Raw genomic sequence first — 16,139 nt, forward strand, 5'->3', positions numbered from 1 at the left:
TTTAATTTGTTTGTAGTTTTAATAGGGGTGAAGCATGGGTAAAACGTCAAAGAAGATTGATAAGAAAGTTTCTCAGGTTAAAGAGCTGAGCAATGACTTGTTGAAAGATATCAACAAGAAAGTTACTTCAACTAAGAAAGATTTACAGAAGCAGGTTGATGATTTGACTGCACAAGTAAACGAGTTGCGTGAAGAGGCGACTAAGCCTGCAACAAAGTGGTTGAAGAAAATCGAGAAGCAGTATCAAAAGCAGCTAAATAAGCAGCAGAAAGAATTTGAAGAGCGTGCTGAAGCTTTGCTAGAGACTAAGAATAAGCTGGTTGGTCAACTTGAAGATGCATTAAGCAAGCTTCCTCTGGCGGATAAGATTATGCCAGCGCCAAAGACGCCTGCTAAAAAAGCCAAAGCAACTGTTAAGAAGGCGGCGACTACTGCTAAAGCAAAAGCGTCAACAGCAACTAAGAAAGCCACTGGTGCAGCTAAGTCTGGTATTTCTTCGATGAAAGGTGTTGGCCCTGCGACGGTTAAGAAATTGAATGCAGCGGGATTTAATAGCTTGGAAGATATCGTTAATGCACCTGCCGATAAGTTGGCTGAGTTCAAATCAGTACGCGGCTCAGACTCTTGGGTTGAGCAAGCTAAAGAATTGTTGAAGTAAGCGTTTCAAGCTTCAATAAAAAAGGCAGCGATTAAGCTGCCTTTTTTGTATCTGAAATTTCAGATTGATACTTTCTTTTCTGCTGTAGGCAGAGCCTTGCGCGGCTCGCTGGCGGGTTAGCACCATCGCTGCCTACATAAAAAGTAATGCTACAGCTTATAGACTAACGTGACAGACGTTTCACGATCAGTTTTATCAGCACCTGCTGGAACATCAGAACTATGCTTAATGGTGTAACCAACCTTCATTGACAAGGCTTCTTGCACCTGACTGGTTAAGGAGATACCAAAACGTGTCACAGTGTTACTGTCGCCGGCTTCTGTATTCAGGAACTGGTCAAGGCTAGATGTTTCATTGAATTTCCAAGAGAAGATCTCAGCTGCACGAATAATGCTATCTTCTTCGTTATTGCCATTGTTGTCTTCGATCACACGATAACCAGGCGCAAGCTCGAAATTCAATTCCATATTATCTTCTGCAATAGCTTTATAGCCTAAACCCAGTGCGATAGAGGTTTGATGGTCAAAACCGCTAAAGCGATCCTTTTCCCACGAGATGACGCCAAGCGCATAAGCTCTATCAGAGAGCTTTCGGTCAGACTGCGCTTCAGCAAAATATCTTTCTGCAGAACTTACGTCATTTGATGAGCTGTTAAGCGCCTCTAGTTGAAGTGTGTGCTTCCAATCAGTGTATTCAGTTGAAGCATTAAATTTGGCATTTAGTGTTTCTGTATCCGAGTTGCCGCTGGTCATCACAAAACCAAGTTCAGCCGTTGCATCCCAGTTAGGTTCAGAGACCTCTTCAGCGTTTACTGTGGCGCTTAGGCTTGTAGAGATGAGAGCAATTGCTGTGGCAAGTTTAAGGTGTTGCATAGTATTTCTTCCTTTCATAAAGCTTGGCTAAGATACGATTCAATTTTGGCCGTATCTTAGCGATTTACTAGAGTAATGTCTCTTGTTTATGCTACTTGATGCATATATACATCTTGTTGTGGGTAGGGGATTGAAATGCCGTGCGCATCAAATGCTTTCTTCACGCCTTCTTGCATATCAAAGAATACACCCCAGTAGTCGCTAGTGTTGACCCATAAGCGGACTGTAAAGTTAACCGAGCTGTCGGCAAGTTCTGCAACGACAAATACAGGAGCCGGGTCTTTGAGTACTCGGGCATCATGACTGGCGAGTGACTTCAGCAGAGACTTGGCCTGGTCAATATCGTCGCCATAGCCAATGCCAAAGCTCAGATCGACTCGGCGAGTAGTTTCTTTATTAATATTCACCATGCTGCTGCTCGAAAGAGAGCCATTTGGAATGATGACGACTCGGTTGTCGCCCGTCTTTAGAATGGTGTTGAAAATCTGAATTTCAGATACGCTTCCGATGTAGCCCTGAGCTTCAATCAGGTCTCCTACCTTGAAAGGCTTGAATAGCAGAATGACAACGCCTCCGGCGAAGTTGGCTAGGCTTCCTTGAAGAGCTAGGCCAACAGCTAAGCCGGCAGCACCGAGTACTGCCACAAATGATGTTGTCTCGATGCCGACCATCGAGGCAACTGAAATCAACAAGACTACTTTCAGAATAACTGAAAGAATGCTGCAGACGAATTGACCAAGCGTCGCATCGACCTTGCTTGTGAGATTGTTGTTAAGAGTGCGTATGAAGCGATTGATGACCCATAGGCCGATGATGAGCGTAACGATCGCTAAGACCAGTTTGGGGCCGTAACTTAAGCTGAGTGTGTAGGCTGTCTGTAACAGCTCTTGAATCTGATCGCTGCTTTGATTGATATCTTCCATTTAAGCTTCCTTGATTAAGTAAAAAAGTGAGTTTGAAATTTAAATTCAGAAGCATAGACAGAAGCAAAAGAGAAAAAGTCACAAAGAAAGTTTATTTATATTTCATTGATCTGAGTGCGTGTGTGTTATTGGGAATTGATCTATGATTCTTTGTTCCGGTGTCCCGTATTCGCCAACATTCATCATTATTGCCGAGGATTAAAATGAAAGACGATACCATCGCAATTCATCACGGATATGAAACAGACCCTACAACCAAGTCCGTAGCAACACCTATTTACCAGACAGTCGCATACGAGTTTGATAATGCTCAACATGGTGCTGACTTATTTGACCTGGCTGTACCGGGTAATATCTACACGCGAATAATGAACCCCACTAACGATGTGCTTGAAAAAAGAGTAGCGGAGTTAGAAAAAGGTATTGCGGCCTTGGCTGTGAGTGCTGGCAGTGCTGCCATTCATTACGCGATTATAACGATCGCCAGCAAGGGCAAGAATATTGTTTCAGTACCTCAGCTCTATGGCGGTACTTATACACTTTTCAAGCATATGCTGCCGAGCCAGGGAATTGATGTACGTTTCGCTGAAGATGATAAGCCTGAGTCCTTAGCAAAGCTGATTGATGAAAATACCGCAGCCGTTTATTGCGAGAGTATTGGTAACCCCGCGGGTAATGTTATCGATCTGGAAGGCATGGCGAAGATTGCGCATGATAAGGGGGTGCCGCTTATCGTTGATAATACAGTTGCCACGCCAGCTTTATGTAAGCCTATTGAGTATGGGGCAGATATTGTTGTTCATTCGCTTACCAAGTATATGGGTGGGCATGGTAATTCGTTAGGCGGGATTGTCGTTGACTCAGGAAACTTCCCCTGGGCGGAGCATGCTGAACGATTCCCTATGTTGAACGAGCCAGAACCTGCTTACCATGGCGTGATCTATACCGAGGCAATGGGGCCAGCAGCTTTTATTGGACGATGCCGGACAGTTCCTTTGCGTAATACCGGGGCGGCCTTATCACCTATGAATGCCTTTTTATTGCTTCAGGGAATTGAAACGCTAGGTCTTCGTATGGAACGTCATTGTGAAAACGCAATAAAAGTGGCCGAATTTCTAGAAGGGCACGATCTAGTTGAGTGGGTTGGTTATGGTGGCTTGCCCTCAGATGAGAACCATGAGCTAGCCAAAAAATATATGAAAGGTACACCGTCGGCCATTATGACCTTTGGAATTAAAGGTGGTTTAGAGGCAGGTACGCGTTTCTATGATGCCTTGGCACTGTTTAAGCGTTTGGTAAATATTGGTGATGCTAAATCATTGTCGTGTCATCCTGCTTCGACAACGCACAGGCAAATGACAGAGGAAGAACAGAAAGTCGCGGGTGTTACGCCTGAAATGATTCGACTATCAATCGGTATCGAGCATATCGATGACATTCTTGAAGATTTGGAGCAAGCACTGAAGGCTTCGGTAGGCTAGAACGAAAGAGGCTGCTATGTAGCAGCCTCAATTTTTCTATCTCAATTTTACTCGCTCAATAGAGCGGCGATCTTAGCTTAGGCGTGGCAGTTAGTGTCTTTTTCGCCTTGGCTTGTATTAGAGATAGCGTCTTCATTGTTAGCTTTTTTCTTTTGGATGCCGTGGTTAATAATAAATGAAAAACCGACAACCATTGCAACCGTTACGATAAGGCTAGTAAAAAATGGAAATCCAAACATAATTTTATTCCTCTTAATGTCTATTTAAAGACTACAGCGCAAGTATTGGCGCTTCGATAAATACAAGTAAACTCATGAAGGAATACGAACTGCAAGCTCAGTCTAAGTCGCCTGCTTCTAATTCCAAATCAATGTTTCTAATCCCTAGTTCGTAATCAATCCATTTAGAAATAGCTTTCATGATGCTCATAAGCGAGTCCTCACTATTTGGTGGATTAGACAAATATGGCTTAGGGTAAAAATGCCAAATTCATCACAGTTCCGTTTTGGAACCTTGTGTAAAGTATATGGTTCCATAATAGAACTCGTCAAGTGAATCTATTGTGACGACTTGCTAAAATACTGTTCTATTTCTGGTATAATGGCTTTTTTTGATTTAGATCAACTTTGTATATTGGAACAGTGGCTAGTCTTATTAGGCGCGAATAATTCAAATAAAATGCAAAGAGGTAGCTATGCGTTGGGAAGAGATTGACTCTCAGGTTTGTTCAATTGCTAGAGCATTATCAATATTTGGTGATCGTTGGACGCTGTTAATCATCCGGGACGCATTTCGCCGCGTCAGGCGCTTCTCAGAGTTTCAAAAATCTTTAGGGATAACCCGCCATCGTTTGTCTGACCGTCTAAATCGTTTGGTGGAAGCTGAGGTTTTAACCAAAGTCTTATATGACGAGAAGATGTCTCGTTATGAATACCATTTAACTGAGAAAGGAATGGATCTTTATCCGGTGCTGATGACGGTTGTTCAATGGGGTGACAAGTGGCTATGTGATGGTGACGGTGCACCGATTATGTTCCAGCATAAAACTTGTGGTCATGTTTCCAGCCCTCGTTTTGCTTGCGATCATTGTGCACATGACTTACATGCCAGGGATATGAAGCCAGTATTAGGGCCAGGTGTAGAGAAGAAATTGGAGCGAGGGGAGTTAACGACAGATGACCCCGAGCATATTCATGACATTGTTTATTGAGTATAAGTACTCAGAGTCTCGATGAGATTGTTGTAAAGATAATAGTGGCGAGCATATCGCTTGATCTGAATTTAGTTAAGTAATAAATCAGTATCTATTGCGACAAACTTAGTGGCGGAACATATCAGTGACGAAGCTGTTAGTGCTTTAACGCCGTAGACCTCTACAGCAGAGCTGTGTTTCAGTTTGATTCGATCGACGAGCAGGTCGAAATCTCCATCACCAGATGCTAAAACAAGGATGTCACTGTGTGCCGCAAACTCCATAGCATCGAGTGTGATACCGACATCCCAATCAGCTTTAGCAGAGCCGTCAGCGCGCTGAATGTAGGGCTTCAACTTTACCTTAAACCCTATCGCTCTAAGTATATTCTGAAACTGTCTCTGTTTTTCATCTGCGGGCTCCGTTGCATAGGCCACGGCATTAACGACGTGTCGATTTTGGGTCACCTTTGCCCAAAATGCATTGTAATCAAAATGGCGGCCATAGGCTTGTCTGGTCGTGTAGTAAATATTCTGTACGTCGACCAAAATAGAAAGAGTTTCCATTGGCTAAATTTTTCCAAAATAGTGGTGATGGCCTCTCTTGCATAAGAAGACCTAAAACTTACTGCTTTAGTGCCCGTGATATTGCCCAGCGCGTTTTTCTAGTAAAGCTTTCACTGCCTCTAAGTGATCTTCTGTTTGATGCAGACCAGCTTGAACTTTTGCACATTGGTCTAGCATTTCAGGTAATTTGAGTCGTTCACTTTGACGTAGTAGCTTCTTAGTGGCTCGAACGGCAAGAGGCGGGTTTGAAGCGATGCTATGTGCGATTGAAAGTGCGCGCTCAAGCATGTTTGAAGTTTCGATGCACTCAGACACCATCCCCCAAGATAGCGCTGTTTGAGCATCAACCATATCGCCAGTCAGTGCCATTTGGCTGGCTTTTGCTATGCCAATAATTCTTGGCAAGAACCACGCGCCGCCGTCTCCCGGAATGATGCCAAGTTTGACAAAGCTTTCGGCAAAGCGGGCTTTATCGGAAGCGATGCGAATATCGCACATCATTGCCAGGTCACAGCCTGCACCGACTGCGGCGCCATTTACGGCGGCAATAACGGGGATCTCGATATTCCATAAGGACAAAGGAATACGCTGAATTCCGTTTTTATAGCTTTGTTCTATTTCTTCTTTATTGCCGCCAAACATATCAGTTTTATTGAGCATATCTTTGACATTGCCGCCGGCGCAGAAACTCTTTCCTTCTCCGGTCAGCACCATGACGCGAATTTCGCTGTTATTGTTTGCTAAATCGCATACACGCTCGATTTCTTCAACCATTGCTTCGTGAGACATCGCATTGTGAATATCAGGTCTATTCAACGAGACAAGCAAGACGTGCCCGTCTTGTTGAACGCGTAGCTCTTTAAAGGTTTGCATATTGTGCGAAAGGTCGATTAGGTTGGTCATGCTTGGCCCGTAATACAGTTTCTATGTGTCTTGCTCAATACGGAGAAATTCTTGTTTGAGGTCGACTAGTTTGCTGGCATCACTTAGCTTTGGCAGTGCTGACAGTGAGTGGTCGGTTTGTAGCAGTAAGGCTTCATTCTTGTCGACAAGTATATTTAACATCTCATGTTCTTGAGCCTTAACCTGATACATGTTCTGCATGGTCGCGACATTGCTTTGGAAGGTTGATAAGACCTCTGCCGAGTCACGATATAAAGCATTATTGCTAAGTGCACTTTCAAGGCGAGTAGCATTTTCCAGGAGGGTTTCTGTATGTTCTAGATTTTGTTTTAGTTCTTGTCGAAGTCGATCAAGGCGTGCTTGATCTTGAGCGAGTTGGTCCTGATTTTCGTCGAGCAGCAAGCGATGAATAACTACAGTTACGCCGTTCACAAATTGTTCGAGGATTTTATCTTTAAAAGGAAGGTCGTCGACGATGCTACTGCGACTTTTGACGATCTTGAAAATCTCGCCTTCAAGCATTCCCACTAGGCAGCCAATATCGTAGGCTTTTTCTGGTAGATCTTCCCTTTGCGTAATTGAAAGGTTGTCTTTGGCGACAACTGTCATCAGATTGAGTATGCACTTGGCTTGCATAGATCGAGCTTCGATTAGATCCACGATGGCTCCTTAAGTAAAGAGTAATGCGAGACGAGATAAAAATAAGAGTCTAGCTGAAACCCTCAAACTTATGAATAACTAATAGGTAGCATTTGTGATATGGAAGATTATACATCGGTAACATAAGCTGCCATGACGGACGAACTTGTTATGTTTTGCTTAGACTCCCTCATTAGCGATAAGGTCATCGCCATCTAAAAGAGGTTGATTGAGTTGATGAGTAATACAGCCGAGAATATGTTGATAAAGATCATAAGCGGGGCTGTTATCCAGAATACCGGATTCACTGGAGAGCCAGAATAAGTCTTCACTATCGCTGTTCAGCTTGTTCGTGGTCTGCTCTAGCTGGAGGCCGCGAGCTCGTAAGCGTTTGAATTCGTTGCAGGGGAGCGAAAGTAAAATTCGGTCATCGAAGCGTAAACGTGCAAGAGAGAAGGCTGCCAGATACATTGCTTCTGAAAAACTGTACTTTTTGGCTTCGGTGTCGCAATACTCGGGGTTGATGTTAAGTCGAGATATTTCGCACAAAGATAAATGGCATCCAGAGGAAAATACCTGATCGATAAACCCTAGTGAGCAGGAGTTTGCCCTTTGGCAGGGCAAGGTGGGTTGCGCTGATAAGCTTTCAACTGAGTGGCTGATACGTATGCAGGCAATATATTGTCTGCTGCTATTCTCTTGAAGGAGCAGGTGTGTCGAGTTGTGGTCATATTGGTCAATGACCTGCTCAACATGAGTGAGTCCGTCAAAGTCTTCTTTGCTCTGTTTAAAACGTATTTGATAAGCTATACGTTTTTGTTCTTCACTGTAAGCACAGACAAAGTTGAACTGTGCGATGAAGTTATCTACCAGCTGAAGTGATTGCATTGCTCTACCTACGATTACAGTAAGGGGCGATAGATATAGCTTAAGAAAACGCTATGACTTTGTAATCAAGTCTCCGATAAACGGTCAGTTTTAAGGCTGAGTAGTCGCCAGAACGAAAATAATGAGAAGTGCATCAAATACGCGCTAAACAATATTAAGCCTACAAGGAAGTTAGTTTTTCCTTAATCGTAAATTTATGGGGAGAGTCTATCAGCTCGACAATGTGGTCAGCGAGCACGTTTGCTTTAACTGGTAGGGTGAGCCAGCCCGCCAGAATTTGTAGGTGTTTTTCATTCTTATCGCTTGGCAGGGAGTGAGGGTAGTGAGCACTCACGCCCAGACAAATCGCATTGGCTTGCAAGGGCGATTCAATAAACTTATTTAGCAGTCCGCTTTCGGCAACGCTTCCTTTTCCGTCAGGCTCAAGATTGATAATAATTGCATCGAACTTCCTATTTTGAAGATATTCTTGGGCTATTTGGGCTGAGGTCGTGGTAAAAACCAAATAGCCCCGTTGTTCCATTTCGTCGACCATGCCGTGAAATATATCGATACCGTAAGTACCGATGATAAGAATCTCTTTCGCTTTTTCCTGCATAATTTCTACCTTAGAAATATCGGAGTCAAAATACTAGCTGGCCCGAATTATTAAAAACCGGACCAAGCTAGTATAGCAAAAATAGTTAAGAATTCATTTTATAGCTGTCTTTCTTCGCATAGGCAAAGTCGTTCAGAACTTTTTCAAAGCGCCTCGAATAAGCCTTTGGCTTGCTTAGCATCAGCTGACAGAAAACTTGCTGAACCTTTGTGTTGCTAGTTTTAGAGTAAAGTTGAAGTGCATATTTTGAGAAGTCTCTGACCATAAAATCAAATATTTGATCAATTAGGTCATCGTCAATTTCATTCAGATCCCAGCTTTCTAAAATCAACTGGCCGTAAGCGACCAAGGTAAATAACTCACCGACAATGAGTAAAAAGTCGATGTCCTTAATTTGCATCTTATTTGGGCGGGCCAGCATGAGCATTTTTTTGAAGATGGCTATCTGCTTTTTGAAAATATTGACGTTGGGCAAGTCGCATTTATCATACGCCAAGTGATAGTCGTGGAAGCGAGTTTTTCCGAGCCCTTTTGGGGTGAGTAGTTTGGCAAAAATCTGTTCCTTCTTGTTGAATTCAAGAAACTCAGTGTACCAGCGTCGACTCTCATAATTGGCTTTGGTTTTCGCGAGCCCTAGCCCTTCAAAGAAGTCGATAGTCTTTAGCATGATGTCGCGCGTTTCTTTGTCAGGTTATTCTTGAGCAAACTTCTTTGGGTTGAGTAGGTGCATAGTGAATTGTCCTTTGCGATTGCTGTGCGAAATATTTGCAAGCCTAGATTAGAGCGCATTGAAAGCGAAATAAAGGTAAGGAAAAGGGCCTAAACAAATTCTAGTTCACGGATCGTCAAAACCAGTAAACAGTTGTGTGGTGGTGCTGCAGTCGTTTGCTTAGTGTATGTGCCAGCTTGATAAACGTGATAGTTGTTCTGGGCATCGCGTGGGTGAATTAATGGGAACGAGTGTGAGCTCCGGGTTCGCTCTAAAATAAAATTATTTATGCTGCCAAGCTGATATAGATCAAGCTTGGCCTTTTGTAGAAATACCCGGGCATTGCTCTGTCCGGGTAAGTTGATTGCTTTATAGGGCGATGAAGTCTGGTTTTTCTCTGACAAAGCACTCAGGGCAGGGAAAGTCTTCAGGAACCTCTTCCCACTTAGTGCCAGCGGGGTAGCCTTCGTGCTCGGCACCTTTAGCTTCATCATATATATAGCCGCAGTCAGGGCATTGAAATTGACTCATGGTCTAAACCTCCTTATGTCTCTTAAGCTGCTTCGGCTGTTTCGCTGACTTTATCACTCACAGGTGGCTGGTGATATTTGTTGTAGACCAGTTCTTTGGAGTCTGGGTCTATATTGACTTTGTCCATATCATTACCAGCCCAATCTATGACTTTTTTGTCCATGATTGAAAACCAGAGTGGTGGGATCATGGCAACCAAAAACATAAGCGGGTAGCCAGAAGGTAGAGAGGGGACGTCGTCGTAATCACGAAGAACTTGATATGGGCGTGTAGGGTGCGCATGATGGTCTGAATGTCGCTGAAGGTGTAATAAAACCAGGTTGGATGCTTTGTGATTACTATTCCAGGAGTGATGAGGTTGGCAGCGCTCATAGCGGCCGTTTTCTTTTTTCAAACGAAGTAATCCATAGTGTTCTACATAATTGGCGCATGTCAGCTGCCACCAACCATAAGCGGCCGAGATTAATAGGAAGGGGATCATAACCGGGCCAAAAAAGGCAAGCATCAGGGTATAGGCTGAAATGGTGAGCGCTGCTGGTTGCAGAATCTCGTTATCCCAAGACCATTCTGATTTTCCTAAACGGTGCAAGCGGTTTGCTTCGAGCCCCCAGGCTCGTCGAAACGCACCAGGAATCTCTCTTTTTACAAACTTGTAAATATTCTCTCCAAAGCGTGAAGATGCTGGATCTTCTGGTGTTGCAACATCCTTGTGGTGTCCTTTATTGTGTTCGATAAAAAAGTGGCCGTAACCACTGGTAGCCAGCATGACTTTCGCAGCGGCAACTTGCTTTCTATCTTTCACTTTATGCCCCATTTCATGACCTGCAACCAAACCTAAGCCGTTGAGAATACCCGCACTGAGTGCAGCGCCGAGTATATTGATCCAGGACCAGTTATATTGAGATACAACAAAGGCGATACCAACGAGAGAAACCCAGTGCAAGGCGGTCGCAATATACATAATATTGACATAATAGCTTTGGTCTTTGAGCTGTGAAACGAGTTCGTCGTCTGGATTAGCGCGGTCTTCACCAAATACGTGATCAGCTAGAGGTAGCATGCCGTAAAGAAAAACCACAGTAAACCAAAGCCAAAGGCCATAACCGGTTTCAACGGCAGCATAAGCGGAGGCTAAAGGAATCATTGGCGTAAGGATAGAGAGTAAGTACCAGTAGCGTTTGCTACGGATCCATGCGCCAGTTTGCTGAGGGTAAACGGTAGTGTTCATAATACGCTCTCTTGTTTTTCTTATAGGGTTTAATCTAGGTGCGTGGGCACTTTTGATGAAAACCATTCTACGAGAGCGTGACTAGCGCAAACAGGTTATTTGGGCTCAACTAGTAGTCATTTTGATTCAATAAAGACTAGATCTTGGCTTATAAGGACTGTTTGTGAGCTTGTCTGAATTGCGATGGTGAGCTATCGAACCAGCGCTTAAATGAACGGTTAAAGTTGGAAGCATCATCATAGCCTAGAGTCAGTGCAATGGCTTCAATGCTTGATTGGGTATTCAGTAGTAAGTTTTTTGCCTGAGCTTTTCGTAAGTTAGCCATGACCTTACTAAAAGAAGTATTTTCTGTTTTTAGCTTTCTCGCGAGTGTGCTTTTGGACATATTCAGGTTTCTCGCGATTTCTTCTATCGATAAAGAGTAATCGTGAGCCTGTTCAACAAGCGAGACAACTTTTTGTTCAAGGCTATCAAATTGGTTCAGACGAGAAAGCTCTTCGTCGCATTGTGCGCGCGCCAGTTCAACAGAGCGAGGGTTTGCCGTAACGCTGGTGATCTTAAGTAAAGACTTTGGGATAGTGACTCCGGCAGTCTTAGCGTCAAAGTGAACAGAGCAAGGCAGTAGCTCTACGTACTTGTCTTGCCATGCGGGTGCCTTATAGGGGAAGCAAACGGTGCACTGTTCGACGCCCTTGCCAATTACAAACTCTATAACGTTGAGTAAAGACGCGAGTAAAACTTCGTAGAGTAATTCTCGTATGGGCTCCCATGTACAAGTTTCTTTAATTTCTAAAAGGCAATCTTCGCCATTAACTTGAATGTTAATTCCGATGGCTTGCAAGCGGGTTTGATAATAGCGGCTAATCAGCTCAAGGCATTCGCCTAAGTCAATACCGTGAGAAACGGCAAAACCTAAGCTGCCATGGCTGGAAAGCTGAATTTTTTGGGCAAAGTGAAGGCCTAGCCATGGACAACTGGACTTACTATAAATGTCATGAACAAAGTCCTTGAAATCGTTAAAGGGGATAAAGTCCTGCCCCTTATGCTTTTCTAGTGTGTTAGTAATGTGTGAGTAATTGAGTTCCAGGTTTTGCTCTTCGCTATACCGAATAAACTGATGCAAGTAAGAGATAGAAGAGAGTACGTTATCGCTCAAGATTGTTTGCCTTGTTGTTCTTGTGAGTATGCTTTTGGGCTAGCTCGATTGTTTAGCGCGAAAATGATAAACAATTATTACATGAAAAAACTATAGTACTAAACTCGCTTAATTTTGAGATATTTTTGTAAGCGTGCTTTGGCTTAGTGATTATTCTTGGTCTAAGCTTATTCGACGCATATTAATATATTAAACTCAGAAAGTGGTCCCTAGGGATAGCCTGCTTTAAATGGAAAGGTGCGCAGACAGCTAACGTTATGAAATCACTAGAAGTAGCACAACATATTCATGTTCTTTATGAAGACTCTTTGAAAGAGCTTCTGGCAAGCCTTAGTTGTGATGTGAACATGTCACCGGCTAACGAGGCTGATTGGTTAGATGCGCCGGTAGCGCTTATCGATGCAGGTTCTGAAGATATGGAAATCAAGCTTGCGCTTGCGCTTGAGCTGCCTATGACTGTACTTGCTATGACCTATCCGGTACCAAACATCACTGTCGTTGATGAGGAGTCCCTGGAAGATTGGATCTCTGAAATGGCCAATCAGTTGATCGGGCGTTTGAAGACAAAGTTAATGTCGCATGAGCAAGAGATTACCTTGGGGCTGCCGACGACGTCTTTTGGTGTTGAGTTGAACGACTTGATTGAACCTGGCCCTACCCGCTTCTCCAGTTATATTGAGGTAGATGGGGAAGCTTGTGCTTTTCACATCGGAGTGGAGTTCTTTTCCGAAGAGATTAGTTTTGTTAGTGAGCCGGTCGTGGTGGAAGATTCGTTGATGGAATCAGAGATCGAGTTATTTTAGTTTTATGGCTGATAAGCCCTTTCTGGATCTGGTAGTAGACTGGGTATGAGCACATTTAAAACCAAATTAGCGCCAGACTATAAAGATGGTGTCGACCGGAAACTCTTAAAGACCATTAAGAACCGTTTTTTGCAGGTCAATGCTGATCGCTTCGAGCGCTGTCGACAGGGCTTGTCTTCCCGACATCAAGATATCCTTTATGTATTGCCTTTACTTTACCACGTTAACCACCCTCTGATGCCGGGTTATGTCGCGCAAGATGCACCCGCCGGCGTGTCGGCTTATCAACCCGATAAAGCAGCTTTAAGTATTGCAAAGTCCTTTAGCCAGACCTTTAAGTTTAAGTCAGGCTCCCGCCAGCTTAGCCAGATACATGCTCTCTACATGATGGGCAGTACTGGAACCTTAGCGCACTCTGAAGCGAGTGATGTGGACTTATGGTTGTGCTTTGACCCTGGCCTGGGCGAAGACGCTATGGCTTCGCTCGCAGAAAAAGCCAAGAAGATAGATGATTGGGCAAACAGTCTAGGCTTGGAGCTTCATACTTTTTTGATGAATGCGGAAAAGTTTAAGGCTGGGCACTTGAATAACCGCATGGATAAAGAAAGTAGTGGTTCTGCACAACATTATTTGCTGCTGGACGAGTTTTATCGTACTGCGATTTTATTAGCGGGGCGTTACCCAATTTGGTGGCTGATTCCACCAAATTTAGAAGGAGAATACGAGGAGAAAGTTGATCTCCTGTTGAGTAAACGTTTTATTAAACAGCAAGAGGTTCTCGATTTTGGTAGCGCTGCGTTTATTCCTAAAAGTGAGTTGATAGGTGCTGGGCTATGGCAGCTATATAAAGGCCTGGACTCGCCCTATAAATCAGTACTGAAAATCTTGCTGGCGGAAGTTTATGCCCAAGAGCTTCCGGAAGCTGAAACTTTGAGTCAGGTTTATAAGCGCGCTGTTTATGATGATGAATTAGGTATTGAAGATCTGGATCCATATCTTCTTGTCTATCAGCGTCTCGAAGCTTATTTAAATAAAAGAAAAGAACATAAACGGCTCGATATTGTTCAGAAGAGCTTTTACATTAAAGTTGCGAAAAAACTCTCTCGATCCCCATCGGGAAGGGGGCCTTCATGGCAGAGAAAACTATTGGAAAAAATTGTCCGAACCTGGGGTTGGTCAGAGAGTAAGTTCAGGTACCTGGACTCTCGCGCCAAATGGAAAGTTGATGAGGTTCTGGTCGAGCGCCAAGTCTTAGTGGCAGAGTTGAGTTACTGTTATCGGTTTTTGTCACAGTATGCTCGCACTCATGGTATTCGCTCCAGTATTACCGCTGAAGACCTTAACCTCCTGGGCAGAAAGCTATACGCAAATTTTCAGAAGAAAGCAGGTAAGGTTGAGCGGGTTAATCCGGGTATTGTCGGGGACTTATGGGAAGAGAACCTGGCTATTCACCATACCAGCTCTCAGTTGATGCCAAGTGAGCAAAGCGGCTGGCTGTTATACAGGAATCTAAGTACTGATTCAGATGCTTCGTTTGAAGTGCCCTTGAAGAAATTTACTTCGATGGTGGAGTTACTTGCATGGCTATATTTTAACGGCATTGTAAATAGCTCCACTCGCTTAAGTCTGGTACCGGGTGATACGGGCTACAGGCTACAAGAAGTTCAGCAGATGATTCGTGCTTTGCAGCAAAGTATTAGCGTACCTCTTCCACCAGTGAATCAGGCAAGCTTTGTTAAGGCTGCGCAGGTTACACAGGTGGTCTTGTTTGTGAGCGTTGGTTTAGACCCCATGGAAGAATTAGCGGAACGGGGGATGCAGCGTTTAAGTGATCGTACAGATGCACTCGACTACAGTACCGATCGCTTTAACCTGGTACGCACGATAGATCAAATCAGTATTAATAGCTGGAATGAAGTCAGTGCGCACCGTTTTGAAGTGGGTGATACCCTGATGCAAACCCTGCAGTCTTATTTGCAGATTTGTTTGGCACAGCAAAGTGACTTCGAGTGTGAATTACGTGTATTTTGTTTCTGCCCTCAGCGAGCGAGTATTATTGCTTCGCGTGTTGAAGGTGTCTTTACCTCGATCAAGAAAGCTTTTTTTCCAGATGGACGTGTCCGCTCTGTTCGCTATGTTCTCGATATGGGCGGGCGTCACTATGTGGTTCAGTATGTTGATGAGCAGTTCAGGTATTTTTCCTATGCAAATGAGGTGGAGCTCTACAAAGCCTTAAAGCAGGGGCAGCGTCACTATAGCCCAATTATTTTTGATGAATACGCTCAGCCAGGAGAGACCCTGGTTGCAGCAGTTTTACCCTACAATATGCCTGGTAATATTCAGGTTTTTTTCTTTTTGCATCACGATACCTATCAGTTAATTATATTGGACGAGCAGGGTAGCCTGTTGCGCCTGGTTTTAACGGGGCGTGACGAGATGCTACTACTTTCTGCATTGAATGAGTGCCTGGTTCGGATGTTGGAAACAAGGCAGCTCTCAGATATGAGCCTGGGAGGTGAAATGCCTACGGTGAGCTTTAATAAAATCACCAAGGCGAAAGACGGTGGTTATCGTATACGGGCGCTGAAAGATATTCCACACTGTGCAGTGAGTGAGGTACAGGTTCATGTTAGCAGTGAAGGCTACCAGTCGAACTGCGACTTGAGCTTTCAGGGTATGGAGTTTAGTAATGCCGCGCATGGAGAGCAGCAATATGAAGCGCTTATCCATTATGCTAATAAGCAGCAGGTATCTGACCGACTGCCGCTTATGGTGTCGGAGGTCTTGCTTAGCAATCACTCATCTCAATTTAGCGTAGCATCCAGTGATTCGGCGAAAACCCTGGAAGTATTGCGCTGGTTTGCAAAGGCTGACAAGGCTCTGCATCGAGCCATACAAAAACAGTCTTCTCGTTAGGGTTTGTACTTAAAAATAGTCAATTGCCCTTCAACTCGTTATAATTCCTGCCTTTTGGCAGCTGACGCGTATCTTC

Annotated in this window: 17 protein-coding genes; 5 read left to right on the forward strand and 12 right to left on the reverse strand. The window is 44.0% G+C overall.

Features of this window, described 5'->3' with window-relative positions; all coding sequences use genetic code 11:
- The first annotated feature begins 34 nt into the window (after positions 1-34).
- Entirely contained in the window at positions 35-658 is a 624-nt protein-coding gene (locus A3729_RS26180) for a helix-hairpin-helix domain-containing protein (RefSeq protein ID WP_068514185.1), read from the forward strand.
- A gap of 149 nt (positions 659-807) precedes the next feature.
- Here A3729_RS26180 and A3729_RS26185 read toward each other — a convergent pair whose 3' ends face one another.
- Positions 808-1,530: a YdiY family protein gene (locus A3729_RS26185; protein ID WP_068509581.1), complete on the reverse strand. Its 723-nt coding sequence runs from the start codon at positions 1,528-1,530 to the stop codon at positions 808-810.
- A gap of 86 nt (positions 1,531-1,616) precedes the next feature.
- Positions 1,617-2,453 carry a mechanosensitive ion channel family protein gene (locus A3729_RS26190; RefSeq protein ID WP_068514182.1) on the reverse strand — a complete coding sequence of 279 codons (837 nt, stop codon included), beginning with the start codon at positions 2,451-2,453 and terminating at the stop codon, positions 1,617-1,619.
- A 203-nt stretch (positions 2,454-2,656) separates the two neighbouring features.
- On the opposite strand from A3729_RS26190, the gene A3729_RS26195 reads away from it, so the two are divergent.
- Positions 2,657-3,934, forward strand: coding sequence for an O-acetylhomoserine aminocarboxypropyltransferase/cysteine synthase family protein (locus A3729_RS26195; protein WP_068514179.1), 1,278 nt, complete (start codon positions 2,657-2,659; stop codon positions 3,932-3,934).
- A 77-nt stretch (positions 3,935-4,011) separates the two neighbouring features.
- On the opposite strand, the gene A3729_RS31900 is transcribed toward A3729_RS26195, so the two are convergent.
- The gene (locus A3729_RS31900; RefSeq protein WP_156490459.1) at positions 4,012-4,173 is read right to left on the reverse strand and encodes a hypothetical protein; all 162 of its coding nucleotides are present in this window, start codon (positions 4,171-4,173) and stop codon (positions 4,012-4,014) included.
- A gap of 455 nt (positions 4,174-4,628) precedes the next feature.
- On the opposite strand from A3729_RS31900, the gene A3729_RS26200 reads away from it, so the two are divergent.
- Entirely contained in the window at positions 4,629-5,144 is a 516-nt protein-coding gene (locus A3729_RS26200) for a helix-turn-helix domain-containing protein (RefSeq protein ID WP_068509360.1), read from the forward strand.
- Between the two features lie 71 nt (positions 5,145-5,215).
- On the opposite strand, the gene A3729_RS26205 is transcribed toward A3729_RS26200, so the two are convergent.
- The 9 genes from A3729_RS26205 to A3729_RS26245 all read right to left on the reverse strand — a co-directional run bounded on the left by A3729_RS26205 (position 5,216) and on the right by A3729_RS26245 (position 12,344).
- Entirely contained in the window at positions 5,216-5,692 is a 477-nt protein-coding gene (locus tag A3729_RS26205) for an NYN domain-containing protein (protein WP_068634443.1), read from the reverse strand.
- Positions 5,693-5,758: 66 nt separating this feature from the next.
- Positions 5,759-6,595: a crotonase/enoyl-CoA hydratase family protein gene (locus tag A3729_RS26210; RefSeq protein WP_231872162.1), complete on the reverse strand. Its 837-nt coding sequence runs from the start codon at positions 6,593-6,595 to the stop codon at positions 5,759-5,761.
- A 21-nt stretch (positions 6,596-6,616) separates the two neighbouring features.
- Positions 6,617-7,255, reverse strand: a complete 639-nt coding sequence (locus tag A3729_RS26215; RefSeq protein ID WP_068514174.1) for a hypothetical protein — start codon at positions 7,253-7,255, stop codon at positions 6,617-6,619.
- Positions 7,256-7,414: 159 nt separating this feature from the next.
- The gene (locus tag A3729_RS26220) at positions 7,415-8,122 is read right to left on the reverse strand and encodes a GNAT family N-acyltransferase (RefSeq protein WP_068634444.1); all 708 of its coding nucleotides are present in this window, start codon (positions 8,120-8,122) and stop codon (positions 7,415-7,417) included.
- 160 nt (positions 8,123-8,282) lie between these two features.
- On the reverse strand, positions 8,283-8,720 hold the full coding sequence (locus A3729_RS26225; protein ID WP_068553596.1) for a hypothetical protein: 438 nt from the start codon (positions 8,718-8,720) through the stop codon (positions 8,283-8,285).
- An 85-nt stretch (positions 8,721-8,805) separates the two neighbouring features.
- Positions 8,806-9,387: a hypothetical protein gene (locus A3729_RS26230; protein ID WP_068509149.1), complete on the reverse strand. Its 582-nt coding sequence runs from the start codon at positions 9,385-9,387 to the stop codon at positions 8,806-8,808.
- Positions 9,388-9,798: 411 nt separating this feature from the next.
- A complete protein-coding gene (locus tag A3729_RS26235; protein WP_068509148.1) occupies positions 9,799-9,960 on the reverse strand; it encodes a rubredoxin in 162 nt (53 codons plus the stop codon).
- Between the two features lie 22 nt (positions 9,961-9,982).
- On the reverse strand, positions 9,983-11,188 hold the full coding sequence (locus tag A3729_RS26240; protein WP_068514162.1) for an alkane 1-monooxygenase: 1,206 nt from the start codon (positions 11,186-11,188) through the stop codon (positions 9,983-9,985).
- 148 nt (positions 11,189-11,336) lie between these two features.
- Positions 11,337-12,344: an AraC family transcriptional regulator gene (locus tag A3729_RS26245; protein WP_068514159.1), complete on the reverse strand. Its 1,008-nt coding sequence runs from the start codon at positions 12,342-12,344 to the stop codon at positions 11,337-11,339.
- 257 nt (positions 12,345-12,601) lie between these two features.
- On the opposite strand from A3729_RS26245, the gene A3729_RS26250 reads away from it, so the two are divergent.
- Positions 12,602-13,147, forward strand: a complete 546-nt coding sequence (locus tag A3729_RS26250) for a hypothetical protein (RefSeq protein WP_068552932.1) — start codon at positions 12,602-12,604, stop codon at positions 13,145-13,147.
- A 45-nt stretch (positions 13,148-13,192) separates the two neighbouring features.
- Entirely contained in the window at positions 13,193-16,063 is a 2,871-nt protein-coding gene (locus tag A3729_RS26255) for a class I adenylate cyclase (RefSeq protein WP_068512869.1), read from the forward strand.
- Positions 16,064-16,139: the final 76 nt, after the last annotated feature.

The organism is Oleiphilus sp. HI0043 (genome assembly GCF_001634935.1).